Consider the following 15671-nt stretch of genomic DNA (forward strand, 5'->3'; position numbering starts at 1 on the left):
AGTAGCGCTAAAACGCCCGTGTTTTAGCTTTTAGTATTGTCGAACATCTTTATAAAGTTAAGAAATCAGTATAAAAATTTTAGCCAATAGTCATGGTGAAACAATTTTTCAAAAATGCACCGCAGCAGTGAGGCATAATTACCTTGGATCATGTAAAGTAGTTGCTCAGTTTTATTTCCAATAACAAAAAGAGAGCAGCATGAGACTTTCAAAAATTAGTCAGGCACTGATTATTGCCAGCACTTTGGCACTGGGTGCATGTTCAGAACCCACAACCAACACATCGACTGCAGCAAACACACAACAAGCAAAAGCACCAAGCTACGAGCTAGTCAACACAAGTCCGTCACGTTTAGACATATACACACAGGTGACGCTTAACACCGATTTGTCACACCTAAGCGACAACCAAAAGCAAATGGTTGCGAAGTTGATTGATGCCTCTAAGCTGATGGATGACCTATTTTGGAAGCAAAGTTTTGGTATGGATAAAGATACCTTTTTAAGCCGTATCGAAGATGAGAAAGTGCGTACCTTCGCCGACATTAACTATGGCCCATGGGATAGACTCGATGGCGACAAAGTATTTCTTAGCGGCTTTGAAGAAAAAGCACCTGGTGCCGAATTCTATCCTCACGATATGAGCAAAGAAGAACTCAACAATTCTGATATCAAAGACAAACAGGGTTTATACTCAATCATCAAACGTGATGAACAAGGCAAACTATATAGCACACCTTATTCTGAAATTTACGGTAAAGAGCTTAAGCAAGCAGCTAACCTGTTATTAGAAGCCAGCGCGCTTGCCGATGATAAAGAGTTTGCCAACTACCTGAAATTACGTGCCGATGCACTACTCAATAATAGCTATCAAACATCTGACTTCGCTTGGATGGATATGAAAAACAATCCTATCGATGTGGTGATTGGTCCAATTGAAACATATGAAGATCAACTATTTGGCTACAGAGCTGGATTTGAATCTTATGTACTGGTAAAAGACTTGGCTTGGAGCGAGCGTTTAGCAAAATTTGCCGCATTCTTACCTGAGCTACAAACAGGCTTACCGGTTGATGAAAAATACAAGCAGGAAGTCCCTGGTTCGGATGCTGACTTGAACGCCTACGATGTAATTTATTATGCAGGTCATTCAAACGCAGGTAGTAAAACTATCGCGATTAACTTGCCAAACGATGAGCAAGTACAGCTTGAAAAAGGCACTCGTCGTCTGCAGCTTAAAAACGCCATGCGCGCCAAGTTTGACAAGATATTGTTACCCATTGCCGATCAGCTGATTGTGCCAGAGCAGCGTAAGCATATTACCTTTGACGCTTTCTTTGCTAACACGATGTTCCATGAAGTGGCTCACGGCTTAGGCATTAAAAACACTATCAATGGCAAAGGTACGGTACGTCAATCACTACAAGAACACGCCAGTGCACTTGAAGAAGGGAAAGCCGATATTCTCGGTCTGTACATGGTTGAGCAACTGCTGAATAAAGGCGAGATCACAGAAGGTACTATCGAAGATTACTACATTACCTTTATGGCGGGTATCTTCCGCTCCGTGCGTTTTGGTGCCTCAAGTGCACATGGCAAAGCCAACATGATCCGTTTTAATTTCTTTAAAGAGCAAGGTGCATTTTCTAAAAATGAGCAGGGTTTATACAAAGTAAACATGGATAAAATGGCAACCGCGATGAAGAATCTTTCTAATTTGATTCTTACCTTACAAGGTGACGGCGATTACCAGAAAGTTGACCAGTTGATTGCCACACACGGCGATATTAAAGCTGAACTTAAAGCCGACTTAGAAAAGCTAGCACAGGCTAATATCCCAGTAGATGTGACCTTTAAGCAAGGTAAATCTGTACTTGGCCTATAAGCTGTCATAAAAATCGAATAAAGGCGCCCAGTGGCGCCTTTATTATTTGCGCCTTCTACGGCTTATTCTAAACACTCCATCCCAATTAATTGTCATCTGCTTAGGTTGTCGCTACCATCACGTCACTTTTATTCATAGTTAAGGTGCACTGTGCGAGTTACATTTTCTTCTATGGCATGTGGTTTATCTTTGGCGCTTGTGGCCAATGTCACCGCTCAACCACTTACGCTTGAGCGTATTTTCGATGACCCAAGCCTTGCGGGCAAAGCGCCCGTAAAACTAAAGTTTTCACCTGACGGTAGTCGTGTCACATATCTACAAGGTAAACAGCAAGACTACAATCGCTACGATTTATGGGAATACAACCTTAAAGACAATAAAAATCGCCTATTGGTGGACTCTCAAGCCTTGTTTTCTGGCCCTGAAACCCTCTCAGACGAAGAAAAAGCGCGTCGTGAAAGACAGCGTATTTTTGGCCGTGGAATATTAGAGTATACCTGGTCTGACGATGGTAAAGCCTTGCTATTCCCACTCAATGGTGATTTGTATTACTATCAACTCGAGTCAGGTAAAAGCCGAAAGCTAACCAATACAGAAGCGTTTGAAACAGATGCTAAGTTCTCACCAAAAGGCAATTATGTATCTTTCATTCGTGAGCAAAACCTGTATGCACTGGAGCTAAAAACAGGCAAAGAAGTTGCGCTGAGTAAAGACGGCGGCGGCGTCATAAAAAATGGCATGGCTGAGTTTGTCGCACAAGAAGAAATGAGCCGAATGACAGGTTACTGGTGGGCCAAAGATGAGTCAAAAATCGCTTTTACGCGTATTGATGAAAGCCCTGTTCAACAAGCCATTCGTAACGAAATATATGCCGATGAAGTAAAGCTATTCAATCAGCGCTATCCGTTCACTGGTACAGCAAATGTGACCATTGAGCTGGGCGTGGTCTCTGTCAATGACCAGAAGATAGATTGGATTGACTTAGGCAAAGATAAAGATATTTATATTGCTCGGGCAAGATGGCTCAATGACAGTAAAACGCTATCTTATCAGTGGCAAAACCGTGCTCAACAGCAGCTTGAGTTGCGCTTCTATGATACGGAAAAGCAGCAGCAACGTGTTGCTTTAACAGAGCACAGCGATACATGGATTAACCTGCACTTTGATCTGCACTTCTTAAAAGACAACAAACATTTTATTTGGGCGTCTGAGCGCGACGGATTCAAACACTTATATTTGTATCGTAACAATGGTCAACTGGTACGCCAAGTTACCCATGGTGAGTGGGTGGTAGATGCACTCAAAGGTGTAGACGAAAAAACAGGTACAGTGTACTTTGCAGCGCGCAAAGACACACCGCTTGAGAGCCACCTGTACAGCACATCCATGTTTAAAGAATCAGCAATTAAACGCATCACAAACCTCGGCACCTATCACGATGTGGTACTGGCAAAGGATACTAAAACCTTTATCGACAACAGCTCTGCGGTGAATCAACCCAATTCAGTTGCACTACGCAAAGTAAGTGGTGAGTTTGTTACTTGGTTGGAGCAAAACGCGCTCAATGAGCATCACCCGCTCACCCCATATCTGAGTGACTTGGCAAAGCCCGAATACGGTACGCTCACAGCAGAAGATGGCCAAACACTACATTACCGCTTGTTTAAACCCGCCAAGTTGGAAAAAGGCAAGCAGTACCCAGTGATTGTCAATGTGTATGGCGGTCCGCATGCACAACGTGTGGTCAATAATTGGCGTAGCAAAAACCTTTATTTCCAGTACATGGCACAACAAGGTTATGTGATCTTTCAACTAGATAACCGTGGTTCATACAATCGCGGTAAACGCTTTGAAGATCCAATCTACAAAAAACTAGGCGTGGTTGAAGTTGCCGATCAAATCCGTGGCGTAGAATTTTTGCGCACCCTTGATTATGTGGACCCACAACGCATCGGCGTTTATGGTCACAGTTATGGCGGATATATGGCGCTGATGACCATGTTTAAAGCCCCCGAGTATTTCCAAGCGGGGGTATCTGGTGCGCCAGTGACCGATTGGACGCTCTACGACACCCATTATACTGAGCGCTACCTTGGACACCCAAAAGACAACGCGCAAGGCTATCAGCAAAGTGCTGTATTTGATTATGCTGATGGTTTGCAGGGGCCACTGATGATTTATCACGGCATGGCGGATGACAACGTACTGTTTACCCATGCGACAAAGCTATTCAAACAGCTACAAGACAATATGCAGCCTTTTGAAATGATGACCTACCCTGGCTCAAAACACAGCCTCAGAGGTAAAAAAGTACAAACGCACTTACATCAAACTATCACTCACTTTTTTGATAGGCACTTCAAAACCCATCAATAAACAAAAAAGGGCACGCTAGGTGCCCTTTTTTACGCTTGAACTTACAAACAGTATCTTGCGAACAAGCTACTGACGGTTGCTGCGGTTGGTTTGCCGTGCTGCCAATCGCCACCTTCAACTCCACTTCCTGCGATGTCCATATGCACATAAGGCAATGGCAACTGGGAGTCACAGCCATGTTTATCCAAACCACCCACTATGGCCAAAAATGCCATGGGGAACTGGTGGCCACGCGCCGTTATCGCAGAGGGGGCATTGTTGCTCGAAAGCACATCGTCAGCCAAAGTGCGAGGCTTAACAAAATCATAATCTTCACGACGGCTACGTGATAACTCTGCGCCATCAGCCCATAAATCACCAAAGTCGGCAAGTTGACGAGAAACCTTCGCTTCTCGAGCAGGACCATTTTCAACGTAGGCACTATAAGGCCCTACAGCGCGCGCTGCGTGCCCCGTTAATGTTGCAACGGTGAATAAGGTTGGATTAACTTCACTCTTCGCCATGTCTTTCATTTCGCTCAACAGATCGCCCATCGCCAAGCGCCCTTCTGCATCAGTGTTGCCAATGCGTACTTTCAAGCCTTCACGGCAGGTAATAATTTCATCTGGCACAAAGCAATCGGAGCCAATTGAATTACGTACCACTGCAAGATAGGCAATCACTTTCACACCGCTTGGCTGATAGTCCGCAACCGCTTTCATAAAGCCTGCAACAGACGCTGCACCACCTTTATCTCGGCTCATGCCTGCCATAAAGCCACCAACTTTTAAATCGGCACCACCTGTGTCATATACTAAGCCTTTACCGACAAACATCAGCGTACGAGTTACCTCATCGCTAGGTGTATAAACCAGTTTTACTACGCGAGGGTGATGACGCTCAACCGCGTAAGATGCACGTGCTACAGTGCCTAGCATTGGGTATTGTTGCTCAATCGAGTTGATGTCCGATACCACCTCAACCGACACACTGGTGCCCTCAAACAACTCGACACAGTAATCTGCAAACCTAGGGGGTGCCATACGCTCGGGCTCTGTACCACATAAGTCTCGCGCGGCATATTGGCCCGCGGCCAACGCATTCAGTTGCTTACATTGCGCTTCTGTCGCCCCTAACAAACTGATTTGTTTAACAGGCTCAATGCTTTCACCTCGGTATTCACGCGCTTCTAGAGGCTGCCACAGCGCTTGGCAAGCACCTAAATATGCAACCTCTAATGCATTTTGATAACGCGCATCTTCCGGCATACCACACACCACAAGTGTTGGTGCTTGACTGCCCGCAGCTTTAGCCTCGTTAATGGCTGCTTTAGCGGCATCAAACACGCGACGCACGTCATCATAGTCACGGTTTAAAGGTCCTGTTGGCGATACGATGAGGCGCTTACCAGGAAACTCTTGTGCTAGTACCAAAGTAGCCTTGTTAGCTATTCTGGCATCAACTGCCAAGTATGGCGCAAGCGCCTTATTCAGACGTTCATCGTGCAGGTTATTCACATCAGCAGCAATTACAATGACGGCATCAGCGTGTTGATTGAAAAGATCATTACATGGTAACGCGAGAGGAAAAGACATAAAAAGGCCCTTAGTTACGATAATAAGGGCCCGATTATGGGTTATTTGATAATGCTTTACCAGTAAAGTCGGTTACTGGGGTTGTGTACTTTGTGTTTGACCACGACGATGCTTCACGATCACCGACCATGCTTCTAGCATCACTAACACGCTGACCACCAACACGATGACATCTAGCACCACCAGCAGCCAATTACCTTGCTGATAGTACTCCTGTAGCTTAATAAGCCCAGCAAAAAATGCCATTAACAATACAAAGCTCATCGGAATTAAAGTGTATTTAGCGGGTCGACCCAGTTTGATGAGGTAGACCGAGATCACCAACAAGGTCAGACTAGCAAGAATCTGGTTGGTAGAGCCAAACAAAGGCCAAATGATCATACCGCCGCTGCCTGAGGCTCCACCTGCCCCAAAGGCGAGCAACAAACAACAACCAACCGCTAGCAAGGTTGCTACGATGCCATTCTTTAGCGCCTGCAATTGATAAATTTCACCCCATTCCTGAATAATATAACGCTGTAGGCGAACACCTGAGTCCATGGTAGTTCCCGCAAACAGTACCACCATGACGGCCAACAGGGTTGCTGCTATTTCTGTGGGGATACCCCAGCCACTGCTGATCAAGTTTGAGCCACCAGTAATAAATGCCCCCACACTGCCCGCGCCCAAGTGACTATAGATTTCATGCCACTGATCGGGCGACATCGCTAGCATCACGCCGCTCACAGCAACTAGAGTGATAAGCGCTAATGAACCTTCTCCAACAGCCCCTAAATAGCCTACGAAGCGACCATCGGTCTCTTTATTTAACTGCTTAGAGCTGGTGCCGGAAGATACAATGCCGTGAAAACCAGATACAGCACCACAGGCGATAGTAACGAACAACAGTGGAATAATACTGGGCGTTTGCTCAGCCATTTGTGTGTTAAAAGCCGGAGCGGTGATATCAGGCATCACCACAAACACTGCTCCATACAATAATATCAACCCCACCAGCAGCTGCATTCCGTTGATAAAGTCACGCGGTTGAAGCAGCATCCAAACCGGTAATAAAGAAGCTACCGCGGCGTAAATAAACAAGATCACAATCCAGTTTGCCTTGTCAGTCAGTCCAAACATTTCTGATGGCAGTGCCAAAGGCATACTTGAGCCCATGTAAATAGTGGCGTAGAGAATCGCGACCCCTATCACACACAAGGGAATAAGCGGCACTTGACGCTTTAACAGCTGACCAATAACTAAGGCGACAACAATCGCCGCCCAAGCAGGAAATACCGCACTAGGGTTCGCCACAAATGAATTGGCTATTACCACGCCAAACACGGCGTTGACCATCAACAGTACCAAAAACACCACTATCATGAACAATGCGCGAGTACGCTTGCCGATAACGGTTTCCGAAAGCGCCCCCATGGATTTACCTTTATGTCGAGCACTTGCCCACAACGCGCCCATGTCATGCACACCCGCAAAGAAAATAGTCCCAATTACGACCCACAGTACCGCTGGTACCCAGCCCCAGTACACAGCGATAGCGGGTCCAACAATGGGAGCGGCCCCTGCTACAGAAGTGAAATGGTGCCCCCATAGCACCACTTTATTGGTTGGCACAAAGTCAACGCCATCATTTAATTCATGAGCGGGTGTGACGAAGCTGTCATCCATTTTAAAGATTTTTTCCGCAATGAATTTGGAATACACAAACCATCCAAATAGCATTCCGACTACCCCAAACAGTACTATCATGATCGACTGCATTTTCAGGCTCCTGTACGTCTTATTGTTATTGAGCCTTAAAAATTAACACAGTTATCACATTATGCACTTACCTTTTAGTCTGAATCGAAGAGTTTTAATTGCGGTTGGCGCACATTTTCATCCATCAAAGAGATACTGATGCCGATAAGTCGCACAGGTTTATGTGGATAGCATGGCACCTGGGCCACAATACCAAGCCAAACTTACCAAAGTGCTGATATAAAAAGTCTTCACTGCTGGCTTTTACATCGCAGCCATATTGTAGTCCCAATGCCAACAACTTTTGCTGTATTACCTTACCGACCCTAGGTATTTTTTCAGTGACAATGTATCAATGAAGTCATGCACATATTGTGAATTGATTTAATTGAGAAAACACTGGCGATGTGGGTGTTTGTTGGGATAGCGCTGTTATTGAAAGGTTCTTTTGACTGCTTAAAACATGATTGGGTGCTAAAAGTTGCTCAGCCAACTCGTGCACACATGAAAAGTGATGTTGCTGAGCATATGAAGTATTACAAACTGGAAAGGCTGTACTGAACTATTAACGAGCAGTCACCAGTAGAGTATGAAAACTCTTTAAGAAAAGTGCCAAGCTGGAACAGCCATTTACACAGATTATTTTACACTCTTATTGATGGGCATTCTTGCGCTGAATTCACTTCCTTTTCCGACCACACTTTTGACTGAAATATCACCGCCATGAGCTCTTGCAATCTGACGGCACAAATAGAGTCCTAATCCGACACCTTTATTTGAGCGGTTAATGATATGGCTACCTTGTGCAAAGGGCTCAAAGATCTTTTCAAGATTCTCTGCTTCAATGCCTGCACCGAAATCACGAACGCTGATTTCCACGATCTGGTTTTCCTCAAAACATTGAATGATAACTGGTGCATCAGAGCCGCTGTGTTTTAAAGCATTATCAATAAGGTTCTTGACCAAAAACTTAAAGCGGCCTAAGTCAATTTGTACAGCAATTTCTGGAATGTGCCCTTCCACCCGAACCGATGTTTCTTTGAAATAAGAATGTAAAATTGCACTTATTACATTGGGTAAAAAGTATGTGTCGATATTTAGCAAGGTTTCTGTGTCTTTAAGGCGCTCGCTTTCCAGTAGTTGCTCGACAATCTCATTCATTTTATCGATTTCATGACCTAACTTTCTTGATATTTCACCTTTTTCCAGTAACGCCAATAATACCTTTACTCTGGCCATTGGAGAGCGTAACTCGTGACTAACTGAAAGTAACAACTCTGTTTTGGCACAGAACAATTGTTCGAGGCTTTCAGCCATTTTATTAAGTCCCCTTGTGAGCTTTCCAAGATCGTTGCTTGGATGTGATGCAATTCGATATTTCAGGTTTCCATGACTGATTTCTGTTGCACTGTATATAGCACTGTTAATAGCAGATAGCTGCCCATTCAATAACCAGTAGCTCAGCAACAATACAACAAGTACAGCAAACCATGGCCAATAAATAATCCAATCGGGAAATACTATCAGATTGGCGATTTTCGATGTTACGGTAATGGTATAGCCGCCAAACTCAGTTGTTAGAAAGTATCTGGAATCTAACTTTTTGAAGTACAGCTCACCAATAATAATGGCGTCCTTCGTTAATTTCTCAGGTGAAGGTAAAAGGCTGCCCGTTAGCCATTTCTCAGTTCCATAAATTATTTGAATCTCCACCCGGTTCTTTTTAGCTTCTTTTGTAAGAGCTTCAATATCAACTGGTCCTTTAACGAGCTCCTGCATCATGACTTGCAATGCAGCTTCTCTGTCTGAAACTATCTTCACCGCTTCTTTTTCAGAAATGGCAAAACTACCTAAAATGATGAATCCCACCAGCAAAATTGTGGTGATGGTGAATAGCAGGAAAAACCGAGCGTATAGATTTAGGTGTGTAATTGTCATAAAGGTGTCGCAATAAAGGTGTATCCAACACCCCTAATGGTTTTAATAAACCTTGGAGAGGAGACTGAGTCATTGAGTTTTTGACGAAGTCTGCTCAGTAAAATATCCACTGAGCGTCCATACAAATCCACTTCGACACCTTTCACCACACCGGTAATTTGTTCACGATTGAATACTTTTCCAGGATTAGAAGCTAACGCCTTTAACAAGTGAAATTCCATGCCCGACAAATGCACATCTTCACCATCCACTTTAACTATTTGCTGTGCGCTAAAGATAGCTAAACCGGCAAAAAACAAGACTCCCTGTTGTTCTGTTGAGCGTTGCTCCTCACTAAAACTGCGTCGTAATAACGCTTGAACTCTAACAAGGAGTTCCGCAGGTTCAAATGGCTTAGGCAAATAATCGTCCACGCCAAGCTCAAAGCCATGAACTTTATCTTCGAGTCGCCCTCTAGCCGTTAACATAATGATGGGCAAAGTATAAGCTTGCCGAATTTGCTTACACAATGTGAAGCCGTCAATACCTGGCATCATTATGTCTAACAGTACTAGTTTTGGAGATTCCAGCCCAATCAGTTCATATCCATGCTGTGGCTCATTTGCACAAATCAAGTCAAAGTGATGCTGCTGAAAAAACACAGATAAACTTTCGGTAAGACTGCTATCATCGTCAATTATTAATAGTTTGCTCATGGTTCGTTTTACTCTTTAGTTCACTACCATACTGGATCAAGCTAGGTCAAATCACCAACCTCAAAAGTGAGATTGTTACACTATGTTACCCTAAGGGGTTTCAAAGTTGCGTAATATCATTCTACTACATTTTGAGGAATGAACTTATGCAAACAGTATCTGTAAAAAAGAGTCTGACCCGGACACAATCAGCCAGAATCATTGCTATTATGATGCTGTTGCAGATGGTTCTGGGGTTGCTCCTAAATTTCTATTTTCTGAAACCTATTTTGGTCTACAACGGCGAACCCCCTATTAGTGATCTTACCAGCATACTGGGAGGCGCAACACTGGTTGCATTAATGATCAGTACCATGAATTTGGCGTTTGGTTTACTAATACCAAAAGAGTCAATCAACCAGCACTCCTCACTGTTTATTACAATTGTTGTATTCGCCACTGTTGGTATTGCAATGTGCGCATATGAATATGCGCAACTATCTGAGTATGTCATCTATCTGTCCACCATTAATGAACCCAACAATGATATATCTGCGAAGACGTCAGCTTTAATAAGAACTATTCTGGCGAGCGGAAGAAATGAAGCGCACTTTTTATCCATTTTTATCTCAAGCTTCAGCTTATTGATCTTCTACCTACTGTTGTTGCGCAATCAACTGCTTCCAGTTCGACTTTGCTGGTTTGCGCTACTTAGCGTGATATTGCAACTGTTCGCCGTTGCACATACATTTTTCGAAGCTGCAATTCCTGACATTATTCAACTTCCTTTAGCCATCACTCAAATTATCGTTCCTTTTTATCTTTTGATTTGGGGCTTTAAGAAGCCATTACTTGAAACGTTCTCAAACAATAAAACAGTACCATAACCACAGGAGCGATATCTTATGATTTTCATCGTAATTCTTATTCATATCACAGCAGGCGCTATTGTGTTATTGACAGGCTTCACTGCAATTGTGGCAAAAAAAGGCAACGCATTCCATAGGCAGTTGGGCAATGTTTATGTTGTATCTATGCTAACTCTAGGCATCAGTGGCACAATCATCGCGGTAGTACGATATGTCCCAATTTCAATCATGAACGGCTTGGTCCTTTGTTACTTTGTACTTTCAGCCATCAACGTCATTCGGCAGCCAGATAATCAGACCAATCTTGCCGACCGGTTTCTATTTTGCTTCGCTACATTACTGTTTCTGGGCCTCTTCGGGTTTGCGTACCAAACAATGCTGATGCCTGATGGCAAACTGGGCGGGTTTGGTACAACAGCTTATGTGATATTTGGCAGTGTATTAGCTTTTTGTAGTGTCGCAGATTATCGCTATATCAAGCTTGGAGGATTGCAAGGCAAGGACAAATTGATACGTCATCTTTGGCGAATGTTTTTCCCTCTTTTTATGTCAACAGCCGCCTTTTTTCTAGGGCAGGCCATACATATTCCCGAAGCAATAAGAACCATTGAGTTTTTGCTTACGCCAGTTGCCTTTGTTATTTTGACTGCCGTTTATTGGGTTTTTAAAGTGAAATGGAACCTCAAAATCCGTAAATTCTGGCAGAAAGGCTCATAGCGCTTTGGATGTTGAAACAATAGATTACAAACAAGGTAATTAATCAATACGATTCATTTAACGATACATTCATCTCAGGGCATAGAAAACAAATTCACGCCATCAAACAAGTTTCGATAGTGTTTTCTATTTGAGTCAAATCAATGAATTTGCTTTATACCAGTAAGAAAGTGAAAAGTTTGGCAGACCATTACTATTTGTTTTCTTGCTCTGGTTTTACTGAGATTATATCTTCTTCATGGAAAGTAAAAATGATGTATTCTTCGTTGGGTAGACTGTTTGTTTGGTAGGAAGTATCACGTAGATAAGAAGCACTCAAAAAACAATAGAAGGAAAAGTGTGAATGCTCAAAAAATGGTTAATAACTATGCTAATAATCATCTTACTGCCCGCTATATTTATCATGTATATTGTTATTGATAGCGGTGCTTTCAAAACCATTGAACCACATTTTTCAGGTTCCTGTAAAACAGTAACAGGCGTCGTTGGTGCCGAAGATATCACAATAGATGCAACGAGTGGTTTGGCATACATCTCTTCACATGACAGACGTAACTGGTCTTCGGGAGGGGGAATATACATGTATCAAACCGGTTCTTATTCAAAACCCATTTTGATGCCGCATGATATTGATGGAACTTTCTACCCCCATGGAATTTCTCTGTGGAAGAACCCCAATGGGCTAGATCGACTTTTTGTCGTTAATCATCCGCCTTCAGCTACGGAGAATAAGCAGCGTTCAGACAGCGAGGTCATAATATTCGAAATCAAGGAAAATCAGCTCAAACACGTAAAAACGTTAAAGACTGACTCACCCTTCAGCCTGAATGATGTGGCAGCTGCAAATGACAGCAGTTTTTATGCAACTATCGACAGAGGCAGCTTAACCCGATTTGGTCGAATGCTCGAAGCGTATGGCCGGCTAGCTATGGGAGGAATAGCTTACGGAAGAGGCGATGTCATCACCAGAATAAGCGGAAACCTAGTCTACCCGAATGGTATTCAGGTTAGTCGAGACGGTAAAATGGTTTATGTTTCAGAGTCTACGGGCAAAAGGCTATTATCTTACACCAGAGATGAAGTATCTGGTGAATTATCACTCATTGATGAGATTTCCATTGATAGTGGGCTTGACAATATTGAATTGGACGCTGATGGTAACTTATGGATAGGTGCACACCCACAAATGTACAAGTTTTTAAAGCACAGTATTGATCAAACAAATCGCTCCTCATCACAGGTGCTCCTCGTTAATGTCAATAACGGTATGTCTGTTGATGAAATTTACTTAAATAATGGTTCACCTATCTCAGGCTCAAGTGTCGGAGCCCCCTATCAAGAGCATTTGCTAATTGGAAGTGTATATGAACCTTTCATACTTGACTGCAAGGACCACAACTCTGGACTCACAAACAGTCCTTTTCGATAGAGAAAAACGTTCGTTCTTTTTTGTCATCTAACATCGCTGCAATAGAATTATACTCCATTATTAAAGGCACTTGTTTGATAAAGCAGACTGAAGAAAGAATAAGACCATCATAAATAACACAGTCCAAGGCTATTACTCACAATAAACAACTTCATGAAATTTTATTTCACATCCAGTATAATAAAAGCCATATTATATTCATGCATATTAATATTCACATTTTTATGAAAAAATCTAAGTATAGTGCTGGTTGATAAGTTAACCTACAAAAATTAGTAGCTAGCATTTATACAAGGAGCTATTGTGTCTAGTTTTATTAACAGGCTTTGTCATTGTAATGTTCCACCATTGCTTAACAACTTGTCACTTTGTAGGAAAGTTTAACTTCAAAAATAGCAGTCGTTATATTTTTATTGAAGAACCATTTGCTAGAGAGCGTGACCCTATGTCATCTCTATTCGGTCACGTTGTTTTGTTAGATCAACCTATTGAGTTGTGTCTAGCCCGAATAATCAGAAGACACACTGAGAATCCAAGTGAAGATTCCCCACTCGGCTTTTTTCGCGAACGATTTGTCATAGTAAAGTTGATAAAAAGCTTTAATTGAAGACAGTTCATATGTCACTAATCAAAGCAATTAGCATTCTGGTCTTAGGTGAACAGTGCAAAACCCGTTTTTAATATCCAAGGTGTTGATGTTCATGACAAGTGCAACTTGCATAACCAAATAAAATCAACCGCCTACCGCAAAAAAACCAAGTTACTACTCCTGCTTTTAAGCCTTGCTAGCTGTATTTAGTGATTTGCCTAAGAATACAACTGTTGTCTTTCCCAAAGTTCCTTCTTTAATACGGCGATATCCGCGACGTTCATACATGCTCAGGTTAGCCTTGCTGTTAATACCCGTAAACAGTTCAACTCTGTTAGCTTCAGGATAAAACTGCTCTAAAGCGCTAAGTAGCTTAGAGCCAACACCCTGACCTTTAAAGCTATTTTTTACAGCCATACGACCTATATGGGAAGTTGAGCCATTCAATTTGACTTGCCCACTTCCAATAATCTGACCGTCCCAAATAACTTTTAAAATACACATATTGTTAAATTCAGACTCAAGTTCAGCTAAGCTCTGAGTTAGCGGAGGTATTTTAAAATCATTATGCAATTGAGCTTCCGAAATATATGCTTCCTTTTGAATCTGAAGAATAATAGGCGCATCTGTAGTGGTCAATACTTTTTGGCCACCTCGTTATAAGTTTCCCAGTATTGCTTTTCTTTCATAATCGGTGAGCAACCATTATTGTGTTTGTGAGGTCGATACCGATTGTAATAACCCACTATATATTGCGAAATTGCTCCCGATGCCTCAGCCATACTTCGATATCCCACTCTAGGCATCCATTCTGTTTTAAAACTTCTAAAAAAGCGCTCCATTGGCGCATTATCCCAACAGTTTCCTCTGCGTGAAAGACTTTGCTTCATGCCATAACGCCAGAGTAACTGACGAAAGCTCTTGCTCGTATAATGACAGCCCTGATCACTATGGAATAGCACTCGCTTTGGGTTACCTCGGCTTTCATAAGCCATTCTTAAAGCTTTTTTCGTTAGGTCACTGTCCGGTCGAGCTGATGTTGCCCAACCTACAACTTTGCGAGCGTAAAGGTCAATTACAACAGCCAGGTATAGCCAACGAGAACCGCACCAGACATAGGTAACATCACCACACCAAACTTGATCTGGTGCTTGTGTGCTAAATGCTCTTTTCAATAAATTAGGTATGCTTAAGTGCTCTTTTTCTGCCTTGGAATACTTATGCGTTGGCATTTGACGACTAACCAATCCCTCTTGTTTCATCAGCTTACTCACCAACCAGCGGCTCGCTTTGAAGCCTGACTTTGCGAGCAGTTGAACCAAGGTTCGTTGGCCTGCGGAGCCATGACTTAGCCCAAACCAACGTTTCATTTCGGCAATTAAACGTAGCCGCTCGGGCGCTATAGTATGTGGTGTTTCGCGCCAATATCGGTAACTACTGCGCTGTACTTTAAATACAGCACACAAACGCTTCACAGGCCAGCTCTCTTGAAGGGAGCGGATCAGCGCAAACCTTTGATGGAGTCCTGCATCAAGAGAGCTGAAGCCTTTTTTAGGATCTCATTGTCCTCTTCTAGGCGTTTGAGTTTACGCTCAAGTTCGCGGATTTTAAGTTGGTCAGGGGTCAGGGGAGTCGCACTAGTGAGGTTACCGTTACGCTCTTCTTTTAGCTGGCGTGCCCACTTATCGACAGTGGATTTACCTAATCCCATCGCCTCGGCAACGTCTCTAACAGAGCGTTGTTCATCGACGACTTGTTGAGCGACTTCGAGTCTAAATTCAGGAGAATAAGTTGGACGAGTTCTTTTTGTCATATTTGCACCTAATCAGTTATGGTGATTCTATCACCTCTAATCAGGTGGCCAAATTTATTGTGCCACTACA

11 protein-coding genes and 1 pseudogene are annotated in these 15671 nt (G+C 43.0%); 6 read left to right on the forward strand and 6 right to left on the reverse strand.

The features are described from left to right. Positions 1-199: 199 nt before the first annotated feature. Together BET10_RS19195 and BET10_RS19200 are read left to right on the forward strand one after the other, a co-directional pair. Positions 200-1885: a dipeptidyl-peptidase 3 family protein gene (locus BET10_RS19195; RefSeq protein ID WP_070987418.1), complete on the forward strand. Its 1686-nt coding sequence runs from the start codon at positions 200-202 to the stop codon at positions 1883-1885. A 171-nt stretch (positions 1886-2056) separates the two neighbouring features. Continuing rightward, entirely contained in the window at positions 2057-4261 is a 2205-nt protein-coding gene (locus tag BET10_RS19200; protein WP_070987420.1) for a S9 family peptidase, read from the forward strand. A gap of 41 nt (positions 4262-4302) precedes the next feature. On the opposite strand, the gene BET10_RS19205 is transcribed toward BET10_RS19200, so the two are convergent. Both BET10_RS19205 and BET10_RS19210 read right to left on the reverse strand, forming a co-directional pair. Continuing rightward, positions 4303-5835 (reverse strand): M17 family metallopeptidase, encoded by a 1533-nt coding sequence (locus BET10_RS19205; protein ID WP_070987422.1) that lies wholly within the window; start codon positions 5833-5835, stop codon positions 4303-4305. A 72-nt stretch (positions 5836-5907) separates the two neighbouring features. Continuing rightward, positions 5908-7593, reverse strand: a complete 1686-nt coding sequence (locus BET10_RS19210) for a carbon starvation CstA family protein (protein WP_170829183.1) — start codon at positions 7591-7593, stop codon at positions 5908-5910. Positions 7594-7973: 380 nt separating this feature from the next. Here BET10_RS19210 and BET10_RS21915 point away from each other — a divergent pair. Next, positions 7974-8130 (forward strand): annotated as a pseudogene (locus BET10_RS21915) (IS3 family transposase); the annotation flags it as partial. A gap of 81 nt (positions 8131-8211) precedes the next feature. Here BET10_RS21915 and BET10_RS19215 read toward each other — a convergent pair. Both BET10_RS19215 and BET10_RS19220 read right to left on the reverse strand, forming a co-directional pair. Next, positions 8212-9510, reverse strand: a complete 1299-nt coding sequence (locus BET10_RS19215) for a HAMP domain-containing sensor histidine kinase (RefSeq protein WP_070987423.1) — start codon at positions 9508-9510, stop codon at positions 8212-8214. Beyond that, positions 9507-10205, reverse strand: coding sequence for a response regulator transcription factor (locus BET10_RS19220; protein WP_070987425.1), 699 nt, complete (start codon positions 10203-10205; stop codon positions 9507-9509). Before BET10_RS19220 ends, BET10_RS19215 begins: the two co-directional genes overlap by 4 nt. Before the next feature lie 146 nt (positions 10206-10351). Between BET10_RS19220 and BET10_RS19225 the strand changes: the two genes are divergently transcribed. The 3 genes from BET10_RS19225 (at position 10352) to BET10_RS19235 (ending at position 13199) form a co-directional block, all read left to right on the forward strand. Continuing rightward, positions 10352-11071 carry a DUF4386 family protein gene (locus BET10_RS19225; RefSeq protein ID WP_070987427.1) on the forward strand — a complete coding sequence of 240 codons (720 nt, stop codon included), beginning with the start codon at positions 10352-10354 and terminating at the stop codon, positions 11069-11071. 18 nt (positions 11072-11089) lie between these two features. Further along, positions 11090-11770 (forward strand): DUF2306 domain-containing protein, encoded by a 681-nt coding sequence (locus BET10_RS19230; protein ID WP_070987429.1) that lies wholly within the window; start codon positions 11090-11092, stop codon positions 11768-11770. Positions 11771-12137: 367 nt separating this feature from the next. Beyond that, a complete protein-coding gene (locus BET10_RS19235; RefSeq protein ID WP_170829184.1) occupies positions 12138-13199 on the forward strand; it encodes an SMP-30/gluconolactonase/LRE family protein in 1062 nt (353 codons plus the stop codon). Between the two features lie 775 nt (positions 13200-13974). On the opposite strand, the gene BET10_RS19240 is transcribed toward BET10_RS19235, so the two are convergent. Beyond that, entirely contained in the window at positions 13975-14427 is a 453-nt protein-coding gene (locus BET10_RS19240) for a GNAT family N-acetyltransferase (protein ID WP_070987433.1), read from the reverse strand. Then, positions 14424-15601, reverse strand: a protein-coding gene (locus tag BET10_RS19245; RefSeq protein WP_096348924.1) for an IS3 family transposase whose coding sequence is annotated in 2 segments (ribosomal slippage) — positions 14424-15343 and positions 15343-15601 — 1179 coding nt in all. Because the reading frame shifts where the segments join, the coding sequence is not laid out codon by codon here. Before BET10_RS19245 ends, BET10_RS19240 begins: the two co-directional genes overlap by 4 nt. Positions 15602-15671: the final 70 nt, after the last annotated feature.

The sequence above is a fragment of the Pseudoalteromonas amylolytica genome, assembly GCF_001854605.1.
GTDB classification, from domain to species: Bacteria; Pseudomonadota; Gammaproteobacteria; order Enterobacterales; family Alteromonadaceae; genus Pseudoalteromonas; species Pseudoalteromonas amylolytica.